Source organism: Microbacterium sp. Se63.02b (assembly GCF_014171575.1).
Lineage (GTDB): Bacteria > Actinomycetota > Actinomycetes > Actinomycetales > Microbacteriaceae > Microbacterium.
Genome location: NZ_CP050453.1, coordinates 1940860 through 1961902, shown reverse-complemented (window position 1 = coordinate 1961902; position 21043 = coordinate 1940860). Strand labels below are relative to the sequence as shown.

Sequence of the window (21043 nt, the reverse complement as noted above, 5' to 3'; positions counted from 1 at the left end):
GCCGAGTCTACGTCGGCGCTGTGGCTCGGATGCAGGGAGGCGCTGTCGCATGTGCTCGTGGCGGGTGGATTCCCCGGCACCTCACCGCGATTCCGTGATCGGCGTCGGATGCTCCCACGACAGGGCGAGCGGCGTGGTATCCGGTTCCTCGCCCTCGGGCCTCTGCGTGTCGTCCGCGGTCTCCTGAACCGCGACCGTCGCCGCGGAGCTCCGTGCGGCATCCGGCTCGCTGCTGGTCGATCGCGGCCGCGGTCGATAGGCCGTCGTACCCCACCGCAGATCATGCCCGATGGCGTCGGCCTCGATGTCGACGCTGGTGCCGTGTCTGCCGTTGCTCTCCCAGTCGCGGATCTTCAGCCGCCCGGTGACGATCACGCTGTCTCCCGTGCGCAGAGAAGCCTTCGCATTCTCGCCCAACTGCCGGAACGCGGCCACCGAGAACCAGTTGGTCCCCGAGTCCGACCATTCCTGAGTCGCGAGATCGAATCGTCGGTGCGTGCTCGCGACACGGAAGTTCGTGACGGGCACGCCTCCCGCCGTCTGCGCCTGCGTCGGGTCCGTGGCGACTCTTCCCACGATGGTGAGGGTGTCGATCATGTCTTGTCCTTTCGGTGACCGGAGCAGCAGTCGTCCGGGTCGCCCCAGCCTGCAGCACACGAGAGCGACTGCGGCACCTGTTTCCCGCGTTCCGTGGACAGTTCGCGGGATCGCCGAACAGTGCAGAAAAGGCAGGTCAGCGCGCATGTCGAGGAGAGCGCTTCAATGTCGGTGGTCGGTCATACGTTCGAACCAGGAAAGGAGTTCCGATGTCCGACAGCCTGATCACGTCTCTCCCCGAGGTGCCCTACGCCACGCCTCGCCTCGCGTCCGCCGGCGAGCACCTCGTCCGTGCGGCTGACCACCTGTGGAGAGTGCAGGATCGGAGGGAGCACGTGCTGGGGCACCTGCGCATCGTCGCCCACCCTCTGGGGCTCCGATACCGCGCAGAGCGTCTGCATCTCGCGACGAGTCACTTCCGCGTCATCGGCGAGTTCTGGAACGCCGACGATGCGGTGGCAGCACTCCGCTACTGCTGACGCCGTCGCGGTTCTGCGGCGCGAGGGCGCGCGCAGTGCGTCTCGTTCCGCTCCGGGTTCCGGAGACGTCGGGGAGGCGGGTACCCTAGATGCCGCCCCCTCGTAGCTCAATGGATAGAGCAACGGCCTTCTAATCCGTCGGTTGCGCGTTCGAGTCGCGCCGAGGGGACAGTCCACGCGAGAACGCGCTGGTCACTTGGAATCCCCTCGCCGCGCTAGCGCCATCGAGGGGATTCTGCGTCCACGCCACCGCGCTCTTGTGCCGCCGCAGTGTTCTTGTGCCGCCGCAGTGCTCTTGTGCCGACTACCTCGACGGGAATGGCTCTCGCGTCACTTCTCCTGCCCCTCCGACTCCTTTCTCATGGACGACGTCTGGGTCGTCTGGAACGAGAGGAACGTGAACCGGTGGTAGACAAGAATGCGCAGCAATCTGGCGTGAGCAGGAGGACGATCGTCAAGGGGGCCGCATGGTCCGTGCCCGTCGTCGCTCTGGCTGTCGCGACGCCGCTTGCCGCCGCGAGCGGGCCCATCCCGCCACAGGCAGCGCCGGGCGGGGGCCTGTCCGAGTGGCAGGGGTCGACGTCCGTGGGAACGTGGACGGTCTCGCAGCCGAACCGGGTGCAGATCAACGTCGCCCAGAACGTGGGGTTCAACGTTCTCGACCCCGACACGGGCGATGTGGCAGATGCAGGAAAGTACACCTCAGGCGTCGTGAGCGTCACGATCCAGTGGGGCCCGGGCAGCGGGGTGACCACCCCGACGAGCTACCGCATCGAGGAGCGGAATCTGAACGGCTGGGTTCGCGTCGGACCGCTGCCGGCAGAGGGGACTTCCGGCACGGTCGAATACACCCACGCGGGGATCCTCAACGGCGCAGCGAACATCGCCCAGCTCCCCGTCGTGTGGCTCTACCCGAGCGCGGGCGGGGCTCTCACGCCCACGTACGTCAACACGACATTGTCGGCCGAGTTCCTCAGCGAGAAGACCTCGGGAGCGCGCGTGCCCTAGGCAGCTTCCGAGACTCGTACTCCGCGCACACGCGTCCGACCCCTGCCCGGCCCCGACGGCCAGGTGGGGGTCTCTCGCGTCGCGCGCGTCGCAGCGGCCGAGACCTACCGGAGCACGGGACGCACTCCCGACGGTCTATGTCGGAGCCGTCGATAGTATGGCGAGATGGTATCTGCGTCCGACAATGATCGTCTCGTCTGGATCGACTGCGAGATGACGGGGCTCGATCTGGCAGTCGACGAGCTCGTCGAGATCGCCGTCGTCATCACAGACTTCGAACTCCGCCCCGTCGATCCCGGTTTCCAAGTGGTCATCCGACCCAATGACACCGCGCTCGCGAACATGAACGACTTCGTCACCAAAATGCACGAGACGTCGGGGTTGATCACGGAGATCCCGCACGGAGTCTCACTCGAAGAGGCCGAAGCCGAGACGCTCGCCTACATCCGTCGTTTCGTGCCCATGGAGCGCAAGGCGCCCTTGGCAGGCAACACGATCGGCACGGACCGCATGTTCCTCGCCAAGTACATGCCGAAGATCGACCAGTGGCTCCATTACCGGAACGTGGACGTCTCCAGCATCAAGGAGTTGTCCCGACGCTGGTACCCGCGAGTGTTCTTCCAAGCGCCGCTCAAAGACGGCGGGCACCGCGCTCTCGCCGACATCCTCGAGTCGATCCGCGAACTCCGCTACTACCGCGAAGCCGTGTTCGTCGAGGAGCCCGGCCCCTCGAGCGACGACGCACGTGAGATCGCCGCGCGCACGGTGTCCGAGTTCACTCCGAACATGTAATAGACTCGTATGGTTGCCTGCTCCGGCAGGCACATGGTGGGTATAGCTCAGCTGGTAGAGCGCTGGCTTGTGGTGCCGGATGTCGCGGGTTCGAGTCCCGTTACTCACCCTCTCAGAGAAGGCCCGAATCGCGAGATTCGGGCCTTCTCCGCATCCGGCACGACAAATGGATCGACCCCGCCGCACCCCTAGACTTACAAGGTGTCACTTGCGGTCTGGTTCTCACTGCTGACCGCGAGCGTCGTGATCAGCTTCACCCCTGGCGCGGGTGCGATCAACACGATGTCCAATGCCCTGAACCAGGGATGGCGGCGCTCCATCTGGGGCATCATCGGACAACAGATCGCCCTCGTGGTGCACGTGGCGATCGTCGCTGCCGGTGTCGGGCTTCTCGTGTCCCGCTCCGAATTCCTCTTCAATGCGATCCGTTACGCCGGCGCCGCCTACGTCGTGTTCCTCGGCATCCGCCTCATCCTCACACGTCCCGTCGCCGACGTGGACGACGGCGACGTTCCCATCGACTCCAGGGAGAGCCACTGGTCGATGATCCGCAGAGGGTTCTGGGTCAACCTGTTGAACCCGAAGGCGATCGTCTTCTTCCTCGCGTTCATCCCGCAGTTCATCCGCCTGGATCAGCCGCCGATCCCCCAGTACCTCACGCTGATCGCCACGGTGATCGTCGTGGACGTGATCGTGATGTGGGGATTCTTCGCCGCTGCGGCCCGTCCCTTCCGACGGCTCACCCGCTCCCCGCGCGGTCAGCGGATGCTGAACACCGTCTTCGGCATTCTGTTCATCGCCGTTGCGGGCATCCTCGTTCTTCTGCACTGAACGGTGACGATGTCGAGTGTCCGGCTCTAGGCTGGAAGAGATGGAGATCGATACCGCCGCCTTCGAGGAGATCGTGATCGACGAACTCGATCGACTGCCCGATGACATGGTCGAAGGGTTGGAGAACGTCGTGTTCGTCGTCGAGGATCGCCCGGAGGACGGCAGCCTGGATCTGCTCGGACTGTACGACGGCCTGGCGCTCACGGAACGGACGCAGTACGGGATGGGAGAACTCCCCGACCGGATCGTCGTCTATCGCGAACCGCACTTGGCGCAGTGCGAGACCGAGCAGGAGCTCAGGGACGAGATCCACACGACCCTGGTCCATGAGATCGCCCATTTCTACGGTATCGACGACGAGCAGTTGCACGAGATGGGGTGGGCATGATGGCGCCGACGGCCGTGCCAGCGCTCTCCGAAGACACAGACCTCAGCGCGGCACCGCTGGAGCCGTGGCAGGTCGTGGTGTGGAACGACCCCGTCAACCTCATGAGCTATGTCGTCCGGGTCTTCCGCACCTACTTCGGCTACTCCCTCGATCGCGCGACCGCGCTGATGCTCGCCGTCCATCACGAGGGACATGCGATCGTCGCCTCCGGACCGAGAGAGACCATGGAGGTGCATGCTCAGGCGATGCACGACTTCGGTCTCTGGGCGACTGTGCGTAAGGCGGCGCAGTGAAAGGCGGGACTCTGGTCATGAGCATGACGTTGATCGAGGAGATCCACCTCGCACGCTTGATCGACGACTTCATCGAGCTGGTCGACGGGTCTCGCGACACCGACGATCCTGCCATCGGACGACTGACCCCGAGCCCGTATCCGGAGGACTCCGAGGCGGCAGCCCAGTTCGCGGACTCGACACGCGATGATCTCCTCGAGCGCCGTCTCGCCGACGCGCGCCACGCACGCGTCGCACTCGATGAGTTCGCGTCCGGTGCTGACCAGCTCACGGAGGAAGAGGCGATGAGCATACGCGAGGTTCTCGTCCCCTCCGCAAGCATCGACGCCTGGCTTCGGACGCTCACGGCCATTCGTCTGGTGATCGCCACGCGGCTCGGGATCGCGGACGACGACCACGCCGGAGGATCCGGGCCTCATGACGTCTATGAATGGGTGGGGTACCGCCTCGAGATGATCATCCAGGCGGCTGACGACGCAGATGATCTCGACGGCCACGACCTCTAGGGAACTTCGACGATCCTCGTCGCCAGCGACCGCGGATCGTCGCGCTCGATGTGACGTCGTTCCTGAGCCGCCCATCTGTCCCAGTGCGGGCGGTAGGTATCGCCGTCGCGTGCGAGAGCGCGGGCCTTGCGAGATTCCTCCCCCGACTCCACCCACACCCTGACATCCGCGAGGCCTGCCGTCGACGGGCGCAGGATGCCGCTGCCCTCGACGATCACGCCGAGAGCAGGATCGACGGCGTGGCTCTCCGCCTCCTCCTGCGCCGCCCAGTCCCACCGCCGCCACGTTCCGAGGTATCCCCGACCGTGCGGACGCAGGATCCACTGGAGTGCGCGCTCCGCGCCGTCGTCGAGCCCGTCCCAACCGGGATAGAGCGAGTCGAGCGCGATCAGCTGCACGTTCCCGAGGACGGGCCACCGGCGCACGAGCCGCGCAGCGAGAGAGGATTTGCCGGCGCCGCTGCCCCCATCGATCAGGACGACAGGATTCGCCGCAGCAACGGCACGAACGTCCTGCTCGATCAGCGCGGCGGCATGCTCGAGCGCCGTCGCGACCGGGTCGTCACTTCTTGAGGGCACGGATGATGCGGGAGAGAGCTCGGCCGGCGACCCAGACGAACGGCACAGCCACCACGAGCAGCGTGACGATGTTGGGTTCGAAGCGCAAGCCTTCTTCTCGCCGGACATATACACCCACCGGGACCGAGATCCCGCCGCCTCCTCCACCCTCTCCACCCTCGGCGCTCCCGCCGCCGAATCCGGAGTAGGTGAACGCGACCGGCGTCACGCTCACTCCGTCGACGTCTTGAGGCTCTCCGTATGCGCTCTTCACGCCGAAGGCCGCGGCCTGCTTCCCGAGTTCCAGTGCAATGTTCGGCATACCCCCACGGTAGTCGAGGAACGCAGCCCCCGGGGGATCAATCCAGGCCGTGCGCCTTCGGATGCTGCACAGCACCTCGACCGTCTCCGCGACCGATGTGCCGCGCGCGACTGATCGTCGCTGTACCGAATCGTGCAACGGCCTCATCGACCGCTCCCTCGACCCGGCGCCAGTCCGCGTCGTCGTCCCAGAGTCCCATCCCGCCCCCTCCTGCCGGACGTAGATTCTCGGCGCGGACGCCGACCAGGCGCACCGGATCACGCCTGTCGATCTGGTCGAACAGGGAACGAGCTGCCTCGCCGATGCGCTGACCGACCGCCGTCGGTTCGCTCAGCGTCTGCGACCGACTGAGCGTGCGGAAGTCATCGAAACGGATCTTGATGGCGACCGTCGACGTCTCCCAGTCCGCCCGCCGCAGGCGCGCGGCGACGCGATCAGCGAGTCGGAGGAGCTCGGCGCGGAGGAAAGAGCGGTCGACGATGTCCTGATCGAAGGTCTCTTCATGTCCGATGCTCTTCTCCACCCGCTGCGTGTCGACGGCGCGTGCGTCTTCTCCCCGCGCGAGCTGCACGAGACGTGCGCCGAGCGCCGGGCCCACGGCACGATCGACCATGTCACGCGGGGCATCGCGAACGTCTTGCACCGTGCGGATGCCGCGGGCCTCCAGAGCCTCCGCCGCCTTCGGCCCCACTCCCCACATGGCGCGGACCGGTCGAGGCGCCAGGAAGTCGAGGGTCGCGCTCCCCGCGACGACGAGCATCCCGTCGGGCTTCGCGATCGTCGAGGCCATCTTCGCCACGTGCTTCGTCGCCGCGACGCCGACACTGCACGTGATCCCGACCTCGTCGCGCACCCTTTCGCGGATCAGCTCCGCGATACGAGCCGGACTCCCCCACAGCCGCCGCACACCCTGCACGTCGAGGAACGCCTCGTCGACAGACAACGGCTCGACCAACGGCGTGAACGACTCGAAGATCGCCATCACCTGCCGCGACACCTGCTGGTAGCGGTGGAAGTGCGGAGGGACGACACGAGCGGAGGGACACAGCCTCAGCGCCTGCGAGACGGGCATCGCTGCGCGCACACCGTAACGCCGCGCTTCGTACGACGCACTGGAGACGACCGACCTGCCGTCGGGCGCACCGATGATCAGGGGAAGCCCGCGAAGCGTCGGATCGTCGAGAACCTCGACGGCCGCATAGAACGCATCCATGTCGACGTGCAGGATGCGAGTACCGGTGTCATCGGCGTCGGCGAACGAGACGACGCGCCCTCGTCCGTCACCGTGTCCCATCGGACCATTCTCCCCCGGACCTCGGACATGAGGCCCGGGGTGACGCGCTACTGGGCCGCGCGCTCGAGAATGAGCTCACGGACGCGGGCGGCATCCGCCTGCCCCTTCATCGCCTTCATGACCGCGCCGATGACGGCACCGGCCGCCTGTACCTTGCCGTCCTTGATCTTGGCCATCACATCGGGCTGAGCCGCGAGTGCATCATCGATCGCTGCGATCAGGGCACCGTCGTCCGAGACCACGGCCAGACCACGTGCGTCCACGACCTCCTGCGGAGTCCCCTCACCGGCGATCACACCTTCGAGGACCTGGCGGGCGAGCTTGTCGGTCAGCGTTCCCGCATCGACGAGCGTCTGCAAGGCCGCGACGTTCTCGGGGCTGATGAGTTCGGTCGCTTCCTTCTCCTGGGCGTTGGCCAGACGACTGATCTCTCCGGTCCACCACTTGCGCGCTGTGGCCGGGGTCGCGCCGGCGACGATGGTGGCTTCGACCGCCTCGAGCAGTCCGCCGTTGCGCACGTCCTGGAACTCCAGGTCGGTGAAGCCCCATTCGGTCATGAGACGGCGCCGACGAGCGACGGGCTGCTCAGGGAGGGCCGCGCGCAGCTCGGCGACCAGATCGGCAGGCGGCTCGACCGGCAGCAGGTCCGGCTCGGGGAAGTACCGGTAGTCGTCGGCGTCGGACTTCGGGCGTCCGGGAGAGGTGGTCCCCGTGTCTTCGTGCCAGTGTCGCGTCTCCTGCGTGATCGTTCCGCCGTCTGCGAGGATCTGCGCCTGACGCTGGATCTCGTACCGCACGGCGCGCTCGACCGATCGCATGGAGTTGACGTTCTTCGTCTCGGTCCGGGTTCCGAGCTTCTCCTGGCCACGGGGGCGCAGCGAGACGTTCGCGTCGCAGCGCAGGTTGCCGCGTTCCAGACGCGCTTCGGAGATGCCGAGGCCGCGCACGATGTCGCGGATCGCCTGGACATACGCCTTCGCGACCTCCGGAGCACGGTGCTCGGTGCCGAAGATCGTCTTCGTCACGATCTCGACCAGCGGGACGCCCGCACGGTTGTAGTCGACGAGCGAGTATTCGGCGCCCTGGATGCGCCCGGTCGCTCCGCCCATGTGGGTCAGCTTGCCGGCGTCCTCCTCCATGTGCGCGCGCTCGATCGGGATCGTGATGAGCGTGCCGTCTTCCAGTTCCACCTCGACCGATCCCTCATACGCGATCGGTTCGTCGTACTGCGAGATCTGGTAGTTCTTGCCGAGGTCGGGGTAGAAGTAGTTCTTGCGGGCGAAACGACTCGACTCCGCGATCGAGCAGCCGAGCGCGAGACCCAGACTGATCGACGAGCGGATCGCGGTCTCGTTCACGACGGGCAGCGAGCCGGGCAGACCGAGGTCGACCGGAGCGATGAGGGTGTTCGGCTCGGCCGCGTGATACGCCTCGTTGGCCGGGTTCGGCGCGTCGGAGAACATCTTCGTGTTGGTGTTGAGCTCGACGTGCACCTCGAATCCGAGGACCGGCTCGAACAGCTCGAGCGCCTTGTCGAAGTCCATGAGCTTGGCGGCGGCCATCAGCGGTTCCCTCCTGCGAGCTGCGGTGCGCGGGTGAGCAGCGGCGCACCCCACGAGTCGACGAGCAGCGTCTCGAGCGCGGCGCCGACCTTGTAGAGACGCGCGTCCTCGCGTGCCGGAGCGATGAATTGGATGCCGACAGGCAGCCCGTCCTCCTCGGCGAGACCACTGGGAATCGAGATGCCCGGCACGCCGGCCAGGTTCACAGGGATCGTGGTGATGTCGTTGAGGTACATCTGCAGCGGGTCGTCGATCTTCTCGCCGAGCTTGAAAGCCGTGGTCGGCGCCGAGGGCGTCGCGATCACGTCGACCTCGGCGAAGGCGTTCGCGAAGTCCTGCTGGATGAGCGTGCGGACCTTCTGGGCGCTGCCGTAGTAGGCGTCGTAGTAACCCGCGGAGAGGGCGTACGTGCCGAGGATGATGCGGCGCTTGACCTCGTCGCCGAAGCCGGCGTCGCGCGTGGCGGACATGACGTCCTCGACCGTGGGGTTCCCCTCAGGTGTGACCCGGAGGCCGAATCGCACGGAGTCGAACTTGGCGAGGTTGCTCGATGCCTCCGCAGGCAGGATCAGGTAGTACGCGGCCACTCCGTACTCGAAGTGCGGTGCGCCGATCTCGACGATCTCGGCTCCCTGCGCCTCCATGAGCGCGAGGGCACTGCGGAAGGATGCCGCCACACCGGGCTGGAACCCGCTGTCCGGGAGCTCCCGGATCACGCCGACCTTGAGTCCCTTGAGCACGTCTCCGCGCGCTCCCTCACGAGCAGCTTCTGCGAAGGACGGCCAAGCGTCGGTGAGCGACGTGGAGTCCTTCGGGTCGTGCCCGGCGATCGCATCATGCAGCAGTCCGGAATCCAGGACGGTCCGGGAGACAGGGCCCACCTGGTCGAGGCTGGAGGCGAGAGCTATCGCGCCGTAGCGGCTCACACCGCCGTAGGTGGGCTTGACACCGACGGTTCCGGTGACGTGCGCGGGCTGACGGATGGAGCCGCCCGTGTCGGAGCCCAGCGCGAGCGGAGCCTCGAACGCCGCGACGGCGGCAGCAGAGCCGCCGCCGGAACCGCCGGGGATGCGATCGAGATCCCACGGGTTGTGCGTGGGACCGTAGGCGGAGTGCTCGGTCGACGACCCCATGGCGAACTCGTCCATGTTGGTCTTGCCGAGCGGGATCATGCCGGCGGCACGCGACCGCGCGACGACGGTGGCGTCGTACGGCGAGCGGTAGCCGTCGAGGATGCGCGAGCCGCTCGTGGTCGGCTGGTCTGTCGTGACGAGGACGTCTTTGATCGCGAGCGGCACACCGGCGAGCGGACCGAGGGCCTCACCGGCGGCGCGGCGGGCGTCGATCGCGGCAGCGGCCTCGATCGCGCCCTCGTTGACGTGGAGGAACGCGTGGACGTCACCGTCGACGGCGGCGATGCGATCGAGGTGCGCCTGCGTGGCCTCGACGCTCGACACTTCGCCCGCAGCGAGCTTCGCCGCCAGGTCGGACGCGTTCAGCCGGATGATGTCGCTCACTGCTCTTCTCCCAGGATCGCGGTCACACGGAAACGGCCGTCGGCGGCATCCGGGGCGTTCTGGAGCACCTGCTCGTGCGTGAGCGTCTGGCCCACCACGTCGGGCCGGAACACGTTGCTCAGCGGGATCGGATGACTCGTCGCTGCGACGTCGGCAGTGGCGACCTCCGACACCTTCGCGATGTTGTCGACGATGGCGTCGAGCTGGCCCGTGAGCCGCGTCACCTCGTCGTCGTTCAGCTGGATGCGCGCGAGCACGCCGAGATGGCGCACAAGATCAGGGGTGATTTCAGACACTCCCCCAGTCTAGTTGGCGTGCCTCCAACTCCCGAGCCCTCGTCACAAGCGTCCTATGCTGGGCGGGTGAGCACGTTCCACCCTCCTCGCCCTTGGATCGCCAGCTACGCCGCCGGAGTCCCGGACGACCTTCCTCCCGTCGAGGGGTCGCTGGTCGACATCGTCGCCGCCTCCGCACGCGACTACCCCGATGCGCCGGCGCTCCAGTTCTTCGGACGCGAGACGACCTACGCCGAGCTGCAGGCCGCGATCGACCACGCTGCGGCGGGTCTGCGCGACCTCGGCGTCCGTGCAGGCGACCCCGTCGCGATCGTCCTGCCGAACTGCCCACAGCACATCGTCGCCTTCTACGCCGTGCTCCGCCTCGGCGCCGTCGTCGTCGAGCACAACCCCCTCTACACGCCTCGCGAGCTGCGCAAGCAGTTCGAGGATCACGGCGCGAAGCATGCGATCGTGTGGAACAAGGTCGTATCGACCGTGCAGGAGTTCCCGGCCGACCTGGCCGTGACGAACCTGATCTCCGTCGACGTGACGCGTGCCATGCCGTTCCTCACCCGCCTCGCGCTTCGACTTCCCGTCGCGAAGGCGCGGGAGTCCCGTGCGGCGCTGACCCAGAAGGTACGCGGAACGATCGCCTGGGACTCCCTGCTCTCGACCGCCCCGCTGCCCGCGACGCATCCGCGACCGCAGACCGATGACCTCGCGATCATCCAGTACACCTCCGGCACGACCGGCACACCGAAGGGTGCAGCGCTCACGCATCGCAACCTGCTCGCGAACGCCGCTCAGGCGCAAGCCTGGGTGCCCTCGATCCAACGCGGTAAGGGATGCGTCGTGTACGCCGTCCTGCCGATGTTCCACGCCTACGGGCTCACGCTCTGCCTCACGTTCGCGATGTCGATGGGAGCGCGACTCGTGCTCTTCCCCAAGTTCGACCCCGATCTCGTGCTCGACGTGGTGAAGAAGCACCCCGCCACGTTCCTTCCGCTCGTGCCCCCCATCGCCGATCGTCTCCTCACGGCGGCGAAGACGAAGGGGGTGTCGCTCGACGGCATCGAGGTCGCGATCTCCGGCGCCATGGCGCTGCCGCACGAACTGGTGGTCCCGTTCGAAGAGGCGACGCACGGCTTCCTCGTCGAGGGCTACGGGCTGAGCGAGTGCTCGCCCGTCCTCATGGCGAACCCGGTCGCCGACAACCGTGTACCGGGCACCGTCGGGCTCCCCCTGCCAGGCACCGAGTGCCGGGTCGTCGACCCGGAGAACCCGAGCGAGGACGTGCCGGCGGGATCAGCCGGCGAACTCGTCGTCCGAGGCCCGCAGGTCTTCTCCGGCTACTACGGGAAGCCCGAAGAGACCGAGGCGGTCTTCATCGACGGCTGGTACCGCACCGGGGACATCGTCACGATCGATGAAGCCGGCTTCGTGCGGATCGTCGATCGCATCAAGGAGCTCATCATCACCGGCGGCTTCAACGTCGCTCCCACCGAGGTCGAGAACGTGCTGCGTCAGCATCCGCAGGTCGTGGACGCGGCGGTCGTCGGCCTCCCCAACGAGCACTCGGGCGAAGAGGTCGTCGCCGCGATCGTGGTCGATGCCGGGACCGACGTCGACGTGGAAGCGATCCGCGAATTCGCCCGCGGCATCCTGACGCCCTACAAGGTGCCGCGACGCGTGTTCATCGTCGACGAACTCCCCACATCGTTGATCGGCAAGGTGCTCCGACGCCAGGTGAAGGAGAAGCTGGTCTCCCTGACGACCGGGGCCTGAGGTCGCCCTCACAGGCATCGATCGCCGCCGCGCGCTACCCTTGGGAAGTGACCCCTGAAGATGCAGTGCTGACCGACGCCCCCGAGGACTCCCCCGCGACCCCCGGATTCGAGGAGCTCGGCATCACCGGGCCTGTCCTCAAAGCCATCAAGGACCTCGGCTACGAGACCCCGTCGCCCATCCAGGCGGCCACCATCCCCACGCTTCTCGCCGGCCGCGATGTCGTCGGCATGGCCCAGACCGGAACCGGCAAGACCGCGGCGTTCGCACTCCCCGTGCTCGAGCGCCTCGACGTCTCGCAGAAGACGCCACAGGCCCTCGTCCTCGCCCCCACCCGCGAGCTCGCGCTCCAGGTGTGCGAGGCCTTCGAGTCCTACGCCTCGAAGATGAAGGGCGTGCACGTCCTGCCCGTCTACGGCGGGCAGGGTTACGGCGTGCAGCTGTCGGCCCTGCGCCGCGGGGTGCATGTGATCGTGGGAACACCCGGCCGCATCATGGACCACCTCGCCAAGGGCACGCTCGACCTGTCGCAGCTGCAGTACCTCGTGCTCGACGAAGCCGACGAGATGCTGAAGATGGGCTTCGCGGAAGATGTGGAGCAGATCCTCGCGCAGACGCCCGAGGAGAAGCAGGTCGCGCTGTTCTCCGCCACGATGCCGCCGCAGATCCGCCGCCTCGCGCAGAAGTACCTGCGCGACCCGGAAGAGATCAGCATCAAGTCGAAGACCGCGACCGGCACGAACATCACGCAGCGTTACCTCGTGGTGTCGTACGCGCAGAAGGTCGATGCGCTCACCCGAATCCTCGAGGTCGAGAACTTCGACGGCATGATCGTGTTCGTCCGCACCAAGAACGAGACCGAGACGCTTGCCGAGAAGCTGCGAGCACGCGGCTACTCTGCCGCTGCCATCAACGGCGACGTCCCCCAGGTGCAGCGCGAACGCAGCGTCAACCAGCTCAAGGACGGCAAGCTCGACATCCTCGTCGCGACCGACGTGGCGGCCCGCGGCCTCGACGTCGAGCGCATCAGCCACGTTGTCAACTTCGACATCCCGACCGACACCGAGTCGTACGTGCACCGCATCGGCCGCACCGGACGCGCCGGACGCTCCGGGGATGCCATCAGCTTCATCACCCCGCGCGAGCGCTACCTGCTCAAGCACATCGAGAAGGCCACGCGTCAGCAGCCGACCCAGATGCAGTTGCCCAGCACCGAGGACGTGAACACCACGCGTCTGAACCGCTTCGACGACGCGATCACCACCGCACTGTCGGAGACCACCCGCATCGAAGCCTTCCGCGACATCGTCGCTCACTACGTCCGTCATCACGACGTCCCCGAAAGCGACGTGGCTGCTGCGCTCGCCGTCGTCGCGCAGGGCGACAAGCCGTTGCTTCTCGACCCGGCCGACGACCCCCTGTCGAAGGCGGTCGAGGCCGACAACCGACCGCCGCGGGAACGCGCCGCCAGAGACTCCCGCGAGCCGCGCACGGAGCGCCGCGGACGCGGCGACTACGCGGCCTACCGCATCGAGGTCGGCCGCCGTCACCGCGTCGAGCCCCGTCAGATCGTCGGCGCACTCGCCAACGAGGGCGGACTCGGTCGTGACGACTTCGGAGCGATCAACATCCGACCCGATTTCTCCATCGTGGAGCTTCCTGCGAACATGGATCGCTCCGTGCTCGAGAAGCTCCGGGACACGCGCATCTCCGGACGCCTGATCGAGATCAAGCCCGACCGGGGACCCGGCGGTGCCCGCCGGAGCGGTCCGCGGGACGGTCGCGACTCCGGCGACCGATTCGAACGACGCGACCGCGACGACCGCCCGGCCCGCGACAGCCGCGACGAGAAGCCGTTCCGCAAGCCGCGCCACAAGAACTGACGCTCTCGCGCGGGCGGGGTTCTCCGCTCCGCGCGAGTCGAGGCGCGCGCTCGGCCAGCCCTGGGTGACGATCACACCCCGTCGGTCACGGGCGGGAGCGCGTCGGGCCCCTGCGTCACCAGGATGTGGAACTGTGCGGCGTCGAGGATGCGGAGCCCGAGCTCCTCGGCCTTCGCGAGCTTCGAACCTGCCCCCGGACCCGCTGCGACGTAGTCGGTCTTCTTCGACACGCTGGACGCGGCTTTCCCGCCGGCGTTGATGATGGCCTCCTGCGCGCCGTCGCGCGTGTACCCGTCGAGGGAACCGGTCGCGACGACGGTGAGTCCCTCGAGCACACCTCCGGCGGCGACGGCGGCACCGGGGCCGGGGTGGCCGGGCGTCGTCCATTGCACGCCCGCGTCGGCCCACCGCTGCACGATGTCCTGATGCCAATCGACCTCGAACCAGGCGAGCAGCGAGTCGGCGATGATGCCGCCCCTCCCTCGACCGCGGCGAGTTCCTCTCGCGATGCGGTCCGGATCGCGTCGAGCGAGCCGAACCACTGGGCGAGAGCCCGCGCGGCGACCGGGCCCACGTGACGGATGTTCAGGGACACGAGCAGACGCCACAGATCCTTGGTCTTCGCCTTCTCCAACTCGGCGAGCAGCGTGAGCGCCTGCGACGACGGCTGAGGCCCCTCGAGACCCGCCTTCTTCTCGGCCGCCGTGGGATTCCGACGGAACGGGGCACGCGTCTTCACGAGCCCGTCTTCGTCTTCTTTGGGCAGCCCGGTCTCGGCGTCGCGGACGAACAGCTCGATGGGTACGAGCTCGTCGAGCGTGAGCGCGAAGAGTCCCGCCTCCGTCTCGAGCGGAGGCACCGCAGGAGACGTCGGCTGCGTCAGCGCGGCTGCGGACACCTCGCCGAGCGCCTCGACATCGAGGGCGCCCCTGGAGCCGATGTGCTCGACACGTCCGCGGACCTGCGCAGGACAGGACCGGGCGTTCGGGCACCGCAGGTCGATGTCGCCCTCCTTCATCGCCCGGAGGGGCGTTCCGCACTCGGGGCACTCGGCTGGCATGACGAACTCCCGCTCGCTGCCGTCGCGCTTGTCCACCACCGGACCGAGCACCTCCGGTATCACGTCGCCTGCCTTGCGGAGGACGACGGTATCGCCGATCAGAACCCCTTCGCCTTGACGACGTCCTTGTTGTGCAGGGTGGCCTGGCGGACGACGGACCCCGCGACGTGTGCGGGCGCCATCACGGCGAACGGTGTCGCGCGACCGGTGCGCCCGACCGAGACCACGATGTCGAGCAGCGTGGTCTGCACCTCCTCGGGCGGATACTTGAAAGCGATCGCCCAGCGGGGCGCACGGCTGGTCGCCCCGAGTTCGTCGTGCAGCTCGAGTTCATCGACCTTGACGACGATGCCGTCGAGCTCATGTTCGATGTCGTGACGGTGTTCGCCGAAGTACTCGACGAACTCCACCACCTCGTCGATCGTGCGGCACACCTTGCTGTGCGGACTCGTGGGCAGGCCCCACTCCGCAAGCAGGTCGTACACCTCGCTCTGCGCAGCGACAGGAGGATCGGCCCATGCCCCGACGCCGTGCACATAGAGCGCGAGCGACTCGATGCGCAGCAACCCGGCCTCGAGCTCGAGGCCGTTCTTCTTGTCGATCTGCTGACGAAGGCCACCGCTCGCCGCATTGCGAGGGTTCGCGAACGCAGGGAATCGGCGAGCGGCCGCCGTGCGCGCCTTCTCCTCGTCGAACGGCTTCTTCGCGCCACCGCGTGACTCCCACCGCTCGAGCGCATCGGCGTACGCGCGGTCGCGGAAGGCCGCCTGCGCCGCGTTGAGCCGCTCGAATGCGGCGACGGGGATGAACACCTCGCCGCGCACCTCGACGATCTCGGGGTGGCCTTCTCCTCTCAGACGTTGAGGGATCTCCGGGAGGCGCAGCGCGTTCTCGGTGACGATCTCGCCGACGCGACCGTCACCACGGGTCGCGGCTGAGGTCAGGACCCCGTTCTCGTAGCGGAGGTTGATCGCGAGCCCGTCGATCTTCAGCTCCGTGAGCCAGGCGACCTCTCGCCCCGCAGACGCCTTCGTCTTCGCCGCCCACTCCCGCAGTTCATCGACCGAGAAGACGTTGTCGAGACTGAGCATGCGCTCGGCATGCTCGATCGTCGCGAGGCCCGTTGCCTCTGCCGCTCCGACCATCTGCGTCGGCGAGTCCTGCCCCTGAAGCTCGGGGTGCAGACGCTCGAGCTCCTCCAGGCGGTGCATCCACCCGTCGTAGGTGAAGTCGTCGACGATCGAGGTGTCGTGGCCGTAGTAGGCCTCTTTCGCATCGAGGATGCGAGTGGTCAGCTCGTCGGCTTCGATTCGGGCGTCTTCCAGCGAGATGTTCTCCGGCACTCCGTCAGTCTACGAGCGGGTACGGACACTGCAGAGGATCTACGCGCCGACGGGCACAGCCGACACCGTCGTGTCGATCGTGAACTGTCCGAGCACACGCGTGCCGATGTAGAGGACCGCGGTCTGCCCGGGCGCAACGCCGTCGAGCGGCACGTCCGGAGTGACCCGGACACCCGAGTCCGACACCACAGCCCGCGCGGCCACCGGTTCCGCATGAGCGCGGATCTGCACGTGACATTCGAAGGACGACTCTCTCGGCGCCGCTCCAGCCCAGCTGAACCGCTCCCCTGCGATCTCGGCGATCGCGAGCGCCTCCTTGGGGCCGACGACGACGGTGTTCGAGACGGGGCGCACCTCGAGGACGAACCGCGGTTTGCCGTCGGCCGCGGGAATGCCCAGCTTGAGACCGCGCCGCTGACCGACCGTGAACGCGTGTGCGCCCTCGTGCGCACCGACGACCTCACCCGTGCGATCCACGATCTCGCCCGTGGCCGTTCCCACCTTCTCGGCGAGCCAGCCGCGCGTATCACCATCGGGGATGAAGCAGATGTCGTGGCTGTCCGGCTTCTGGGCGACGCTGAGGCCGCGCGCTTCGGCCTCAGCGCGCACGAGGGCCTTCGAAGGAGTGGTCCCCAGCGGGAAGTAGGTGTGTGCGAGCTGCTCTGCCGTCAACACTCCCAGGACATAGGACTGATCCTTGGCATTGTCAGAGGCGCGGTGCAGCTCGAGGCCGTCGGGCCCGTCGATGAGAGTCGCGTAGTGTCCGGTGCACACCGCGTCGAACCCGAGTTCGATCGCCCGCTCGAGCAGCGCGGCGAACTTGATCTTCTCGTTGCAGCGCATGCACGGGTTCGGGGTGCGACCGGCCTGGTACTCCGAGATGAAGTCCGCGATCACGTCGTCGCGGAACCTCTCAGAGAAGTCCCACACGTAGAACGGGATGCCGAGCATGTCGGCGGCGCGACGGGCGTCGAGCGCGTCTTCGATCGTGCAGCATCCGCGGCTTCCCGTGCGCAGGGTTCCGCCGGCCCGGGAGAGCGCGAGATGCACGCCGACGACGTCGTGCCCCGCCTCCACGGCCCTGGCAGCCGCGACGGCGGAATCGACACCACCGCTCATGGCCGCAAGGATCCGCATGACACCAGTCTACGAGCGTGCGCCTGTGCCGGCGCCGGATGCGCGGGCGTAGGTGTCCGCGATCACGGCGAGCACAGCATCGACGTCGGCGTCGGTCGAGGTCCGGCCGAGCGAGAACCGGAGCACGCTGCGCGCGTCCCGTTCGCTTCGTCCCATCGCCATGACCACATGCGAGGGTTCGGCGACGCCGGCCTGGCAGGCCGACCCCGTCGACGCGGCCACACCCGCGACATCGAGCAGGAACAGCAGGCTCTCCCCACCGCGCCGGGGAAGAGCAGGTGCGCGTTCCCCGGGAGGCGGTCGGTCTGGTCGCCCAGGAGCACGACGTCCGGCACAGCGGTCCGGATGCCGCTCACGAGTCGGTCACGCAGGGTGCGCAGTCGACGCCCCTCCTCCTCGCGCTCGACCTCGGCGAGCTCGAGCGCGGTGGCGAAGGCCGCGGCACCGGGGACATCCTGCGTCCCGGCACGCAGCCCTCGCTGTTGTGCACCGCCGCGCAGCAGTGCCGTCAGGCGCGCCGTCCGTGCGGTCACCAGCGCCCCGACGCCGACGGGTGCGCCGATCTTGTGCCCGGCGAGACTCATCGCGACGAGTCCGACGCCCGGGCCCGCCTCTCCCCGCAGAGCACGGAACGACAGCGGAAGATGTCCGAGAGCGGCGACCGCATCGAGGTGGAGCGGGACATCGGCCCCGGCGGCGGCCCGAGCGAGCGACGCGGCTTCGTTGATCGTGCCCGCTTCGTTGTTCGCGACGAGTGCGGTGGCGAGGGCCGCCCCGCGAGCTGCCCCTCGAACTGCGCCGGGTCGATCCGCGCCTGCTCCGTCACCGGGACCCGCCGCAACTCCGCGCCGTCATCGACGAGACCCGCCGCAGTGTCCATCGTCGCGTGATGCTCGGCATCCGGCAGCACGATCGCCGATGTGCCGTTCGCGCGCGCGTGCCACAAGCCCTGCAGCGCGAGGTTGATCGACTCCGTGCCCCCGACGTGAACACGATCTCGATCGGCTCGGCATCCAGCACGGCTGCGGCGCGCTCGCGCGACTCCTCCAGCAGGCGCCGGGCGTCCTGTCCCGCGGCGTGCGTCGATGAGGCGTTGCCGACGGTCTCGGACGCATGCAGCCAGGCATCGCGCGCTTCCGGGCGCAGCGGCGTGGTCGCTGCGTGATCGAGATAGTGCCGCATCCTTCGATTCTCTCGCGAAACGGCGGCGTGGGGGGTCGCACGTCGGGAACCCGGTACCGGCTGTCATGAGACGGCAACACATCGCGCCTAGTGTGTACTCATGCCCGTGTCCCGAGACCTCGCCGCGCCCGGCGGCTCAGCCCTCGACAACCTCGGCGTCCGTCTGCACGACGGCGTCGGAACGCTGCGCGTCTGGTCGCAGAACGCCTCGTCCGTGGAGCTGGTGGTCTTCGATGCCACCGACCTCGATTGGGCGACGGACGAAGTGCCTCTCGAACGCCTGGCTGGCGGCGTCTGGGAAGTCACCACGGCGCTGCTCCAGCCCGGGGTCCGCTACGCCGTCCGCGTGGGTGGTCCGCACGGACCCGGCAACACCTTCAACCCCGAGACGCTGCTCCTGGACCCTTACTCCCGCGGCCTCGCCCAGGGTGACGGCTACGAGGAATGGCGATCCGTCGTCATCGTGGACGGCTTCGACTGGGGAGAGTCAAGGAAGCCACGCGTGCCCCTCGACCGCACTGTCATCTATGAAGGACATCTCAAGGGCCTCACCAAGCGGCACCCCGACGTTCCCCCGGCGCTGCACGGCACATACGCCGGTCTCGCCCATCCCGCGATGATCGCGCATTTCCGCTCGCTCGGGATCACATCGATCGAGCTTCTCCCCGTGCATGCCTTCGTCCCGGAGCCCCGCCTTCTCGAGCGTGGGCTGACCAACTACTGGGGGTACAACACCCTCAACTTCTTCACTCCGCACACCGCCTATGCCACGGAGGATGCCCGCAAGGAAGGTCCGGAGGCCGTGCTCGCCGAGTTCAAGGGCATGGTGCGCCTGTTGCACGAGGCCGGACTCGAAGTGATCCTCGATGTGGTGTACAACCACACCTCTGAGGAGGGCATCGGCGGCCCCCGCTCGAGCCTGCGGGGCATCGACAACGCGAACTACTACCGCCAGGACGAGTCCGGCGTCTACGTCGACACCACGGGCTGCGGGAACACCCTCAACACCGCGACCGATGCCGGGGCGCGACTGGTGCTGGACTCGCTCCGCTACTGGGCACAGGAGATGCAGATCGACGGCTTCCGGTTCGATCTCGCCACGGCGATCGCGCGGGACGACACTCACACGTACACGCCCGACCACCCGCTCCTCGCTGCCATCGCGGCGGATCCGATCCTCGCCGAGACCAAACTCATCGCCGAACCGTGGGACGTCGGCCTCGGCGGTTGGCAGACCGGGAACTTCCCGGCGGGCTGGCACGAGTGGAACGATCGCTACCGCGACCGGGTGCGCAACTTCTGGCTGAGCGACATCGACTACGCACGACGCGCATCGGCGCCCGTGGGCATCGGCGGGTTCGCCACCCGCCTCGCCGGATCCTCCAACACGTTCAGCGAGGATCGGGGCCCGCTCGCCAGCGTGAACTTCGTCACGGCTCACGACGGTTTCACCCTGCACGACCTGGTGTCGTACGACGTGAAGCACAACGAGGCGAACGGAGAGCAGAACCGCGACGGCGCCGACATGAACCGCGCCTTCAACCACGGCATCGAGGGGCCGACCGACGATCCGACGATCCTGGCAGCGCGGCGAAAGGCCATGCGGAACCTCCTCGGCACTCTCCTGCTCTCGGCAGGCATCCCGATGCTGACGGCAGGAGACGAGGTCGGACGCACGCAACGTGGCAACAACAACGCCTACGCGCAGGACTCCGCGCTGACGTGGCTCGCCTGGGAGTTCGAACCGTGGCAGGAAGACCTCCGCGCTCACGTCTCCCGCCTCATCCGGCTCCGGCAGGACAACCCGGCGCTCCGACCCAGCCGCTACGCACGCCTCGGCGAGCACATCCCCAACGCCTCCGTCATGGACTGGTACGACCAGAACGGCGAGACGATGGAACAGGGACAGTGGGCGGACCCCGGCAACCGCACGCTGCAGTACGTCGCCGCATCCACTCCGGACACCGAGGCGTACAACCGTATCCTGCTCATCGTGCACGGCACCGAGTCTCCGATCGACGTGCGTCTGCCCGACGAGATCGAGGATGCGACGCGCTTCGTGTCGTTGTGGTCGAGTGCTCTGGAGCGCCCGACCGATGAGGAGGAGGTCTTCGCACCTGGTGATGTCCTCCCGGTGTCCGGTACCTCGATGAGGCTCTTCCGCGTCGAGTGAGACCCGCGCCGACGCACCGCGCCGCGCGCTACCCGTGACCTCCTCCGCGCGGTACA

Annotated in this window: 18 protein-coding genes, 2 tRNA genes and 2 pseudogenes; 12 read left to right on the top strand and 10 right to left on the bottom strand. The window is 67.7% G+C overall.

Features of this window, described 5'->3' with window-relative positions:
* Positions 1-81: 81 nt before the first annotated feature.
* Positions 82-597, bottom strand: a complete 516-nt coding sequence (locus G4G29_RS09645; RefSeq protein ID WP_183152645.1) for a single-stranded DNA-binding protein — start codon at positions 595-597, stop codon at positions 82-84.
* Positions 598-806: 209 nt separating this feature from the next.
* Here G4G29_RS09645 and G4G29_RS09640 point away from each other — a divergent pair, with 209 nt between their 5' ends.
* The 9 genes from G4G29_RS09640 (at position 807) to G4G29_RS09600 (ending at position 4894) form a co-directional block, all read left to right on the top strand.
* Positions 807-1076, top strand: coding sequence for a hypothetical protein (locus G4G29_RS09640; protein ID WP_183152644.1), 270 nt, complete (start codon positions 807-809; stop codon positions 1074-1076).
* A gap of 96 nt (positions 1077-1172) precedes the next feature.
* Positions 1173-1245: transfer RNA gene (locus tag G4G29_RS09635), tRNA-Arg, on the top strand.
* A gap of 266 nt (positions 1246-1511) precedes the next feature.
* Positions 1512-2084 carry a hypothetical protein gene (locus tag G4G29_RS09630; protein WP_210274257.1) on the top strand — a complete coding sequence of 191 codons (573 nt, stop codon included), beginning with the start codon at positions 1512-1514 and terminating at the stop codon, positions 2082-2084.
* Between the two features lie 165 nt (positions 2085-2249).
* Positions 2250-2876 carry an oligoribonuclease gene (gene orn / locus G4G29_RS09625; RefSeq protein WP_183152643.1) on the top strand — a complete coding sequence of 209 codons (627 nt, stop codon included), beginning with the start codon at positions 2250-2252 and terminating at the stop codon, positions 2874-2876.
* 36 nt (positions 2877-2912) lie between these two features.
* Positions 2913-2985 (top strand) — tRNA-His (locus G4G29_RS09620).
* A 92-nt stretch (positions 2986-3077) separates the two neighbouring features.
* On the top strand, positions 3078-3707 hold the full coding sequence (locus tag G4G29_RS09615; RefSeq protein ID WP_183152642.1) for a LysE family transporter: 630 nt from the start codon (positions 3078-3080) through the stop codon (positions 3705-3707).
* A 40-nt stretch (positions 3708-3747) separates the two neighbouring features.
* Positions 3748-4095 carry a metallopeptidase family protein gene (locus G4G29_RS09610; protein ID WP_183152641.1) on the top strand — a complete coding sequence of 116 codons (348 nt, stop codon included), beginning with the start codon at positions 3748-3750 and terminating at the stop codon, positions 4093-4095.
* Complete coding sequence (gene clpS, locus G4G29_RS09605) at positions 4092-4388, top strand: ATP-dependent Clp protease adapter ClpS (RefSeq protein WP_183152640.1); 297 nt, start codon at positions 4092-4094, stop codon at positions 4386-4388. The genes G4G29_RS09610 and clpS overlap by 4 nt, the downstream gene beginning before the upstream one ends.
* 17 nt (positions 4389-4405) lie before the next feature.
* On the top strand, positions 4406-4894 hold the full coding sequence (locus G4G29_RS09600; RefSeq protein WP_183152639.1) for a DUF2017 family protein: 489 nt from the start codon (positions 4406-4408) through the stop codon (positions 4892-4894).
* Here G4G29_RS09600 and G4G29_RS09595 read toward each other — a convergent pair.
* The 6 genes from G4G29_RS09595 to gatC are packed head-to-tail and all read right to left on the bottom strand — an operon-like array spanning position 4891 to position 10442.
* Positions 4891-5472, bottom strand: a complete 582-nt coding sequence (locus G4G29_RS09595; protein WP_183152638.1) for a hypothetical protein — start codon at positions 5470-5472, stop codon at positions 4891-4893. The genes G4G29_RS09600 and G4G29_RS09595 overlap by 4 nt on opposite strands.
* Positions 5456-5773: a hypothetical protein gene (locus tag G4G29_RS09590; RefSeq protein ID WP_183152637.1), complete on the bottom strand. Its 318-nt coding sequence runs from the start codon at positions 5771-5773 to the stop codon at positions 5456-5458. Before G4G29_RS09590 ends, G4G29_RS09595 begins: the two co-directional genes overlap by 17 nt.
* Before the next feature lie 37 nt (positions 5774-5810).
* A complete protein-coding gene (dinB, locus tag G4G29_RS09585; RefSeq protein WP_183152636.1) occupies positions 5811-7067 on the bottom strand; it encodes a DNA polymerase IV in 1257 nt (418 codons plus the stop codon).
* A gap of 47 nt (positions 7068-7114) precedes the next feature.
* Entirely contained in the window at positions 7115-8629 is a 1515-nt protein-coding gene (gene gatB, locus G4G29_RS09580; protein ID WP_183152635.1) for an Asp-tRNA(Asn)/Glu-tRNA(Gln) amidotransferase subunit GatB, read from the bottom strand.
* Positions 8629-10146, bottom strand: coding sequence for an Asp-tRNA(Asn)/Glu-tRNA(Gln) amidotransferase subunit GatA (gatA, locus tag G4G29_RS09575; protein ID WP_183152634.1), 1518 nt, complete (start codon positions 10144-10146; stop codon positions 8629-8631). The genes gatB and gatA overlap by 1 nt, the downstream gene beginning before the upstream one ends.
* Positions 10143-10442, bottom strand: coding sequence for an Asp-tRNA(Asn)/Glu-tRNA(Gln) amidotransferase subunit GatC (gene gatC / locus G4G29_RS09570; protein WP_136031845.1), 300 nt, complete (start codon positions 10440-10442; stop codon positions 10143-10145). Before gatC ends, gatA begins: the two co-directional genes overlap by 4 nt.
* Positions 10443-10508: 66 nt before the next feature.
* Between gatC and G4G29_RS09565 the strand changes: the two genes are divergently transcribed.
* Positions 10509-12209 carry a long-chain-fatty-acid--CoA ligase gene (locus G4G29_RS09565; protein WP_183152633.1) on the top strand — a complete coding sequence of 567 codons (1701 nt, stop codon included), beginning with the start codon at positions 10509-10511 and terminating at the stop codon, positions 12207-12209.
* 65 nt (positions 12210-12274) lie between these two features.
* A complete protein-coding gene (locus G4G29_RS09560) occupies positions 12275-14092 on the top strand; it encodes a DEAD/DEAH box helicase (protein ID WP_183152797.1) in 1818 nt (605 codons plus the stop codon).
* Positions 14093-14163: 71 nt separating this feature from the next.
* On the opposite strand, the pseudogene ligA reads toward G4G29_RS09560, so the two are convergent.
* From ligA to G4G29_RS09545, 3 genes and pseudogenes are all read right to left on the bottom strand, one after another.
* Positions 14164-16495 (bottom strand): annotated as a pseudogene (gene ligA / locus G4G29_RS09555) (NAD-dependent DNA ligase LigA).
* A gap of 39 nt (positions 16496-16534) precedes the next feature.
* Positions 16535-17632 carry a tRNA 2-thiouridine(34) synthase MnmA gene (gene mnmA, locus G4G29_RS09550; protein ID WP_183152632.1) on the bottom strand — a complete coding sequence of 366 codons (1098 nt, stop codon included), beginning with the start codon at positions 17630-17632 and terminating at the stop codon, positions 16535-16537.
* A gap of 9 nt (positions 17633-17641) precedes the next feature.
* Positions 17642-18814: pseudogene (locus G4G29_RS09545) on the bottom strand (cysteine desulfurase family protein).
* 100 nt (positions 18815-18914) lie between these two features.
* Between G4G29_RS09545 and glgX the strand changes: the two are divergent.
* Positions 18915-20987, top strand: coding sequence for a glycogen debranching protein GlgX (gene glgX, locus G4G29_RS09540; protein WP_183152631.1), 2073 nt, complete (start codon positions 18915-18917; stop codon positions 20985-20987).
* Positions 20988-21043: the final 56 nt, after the last annotated feature.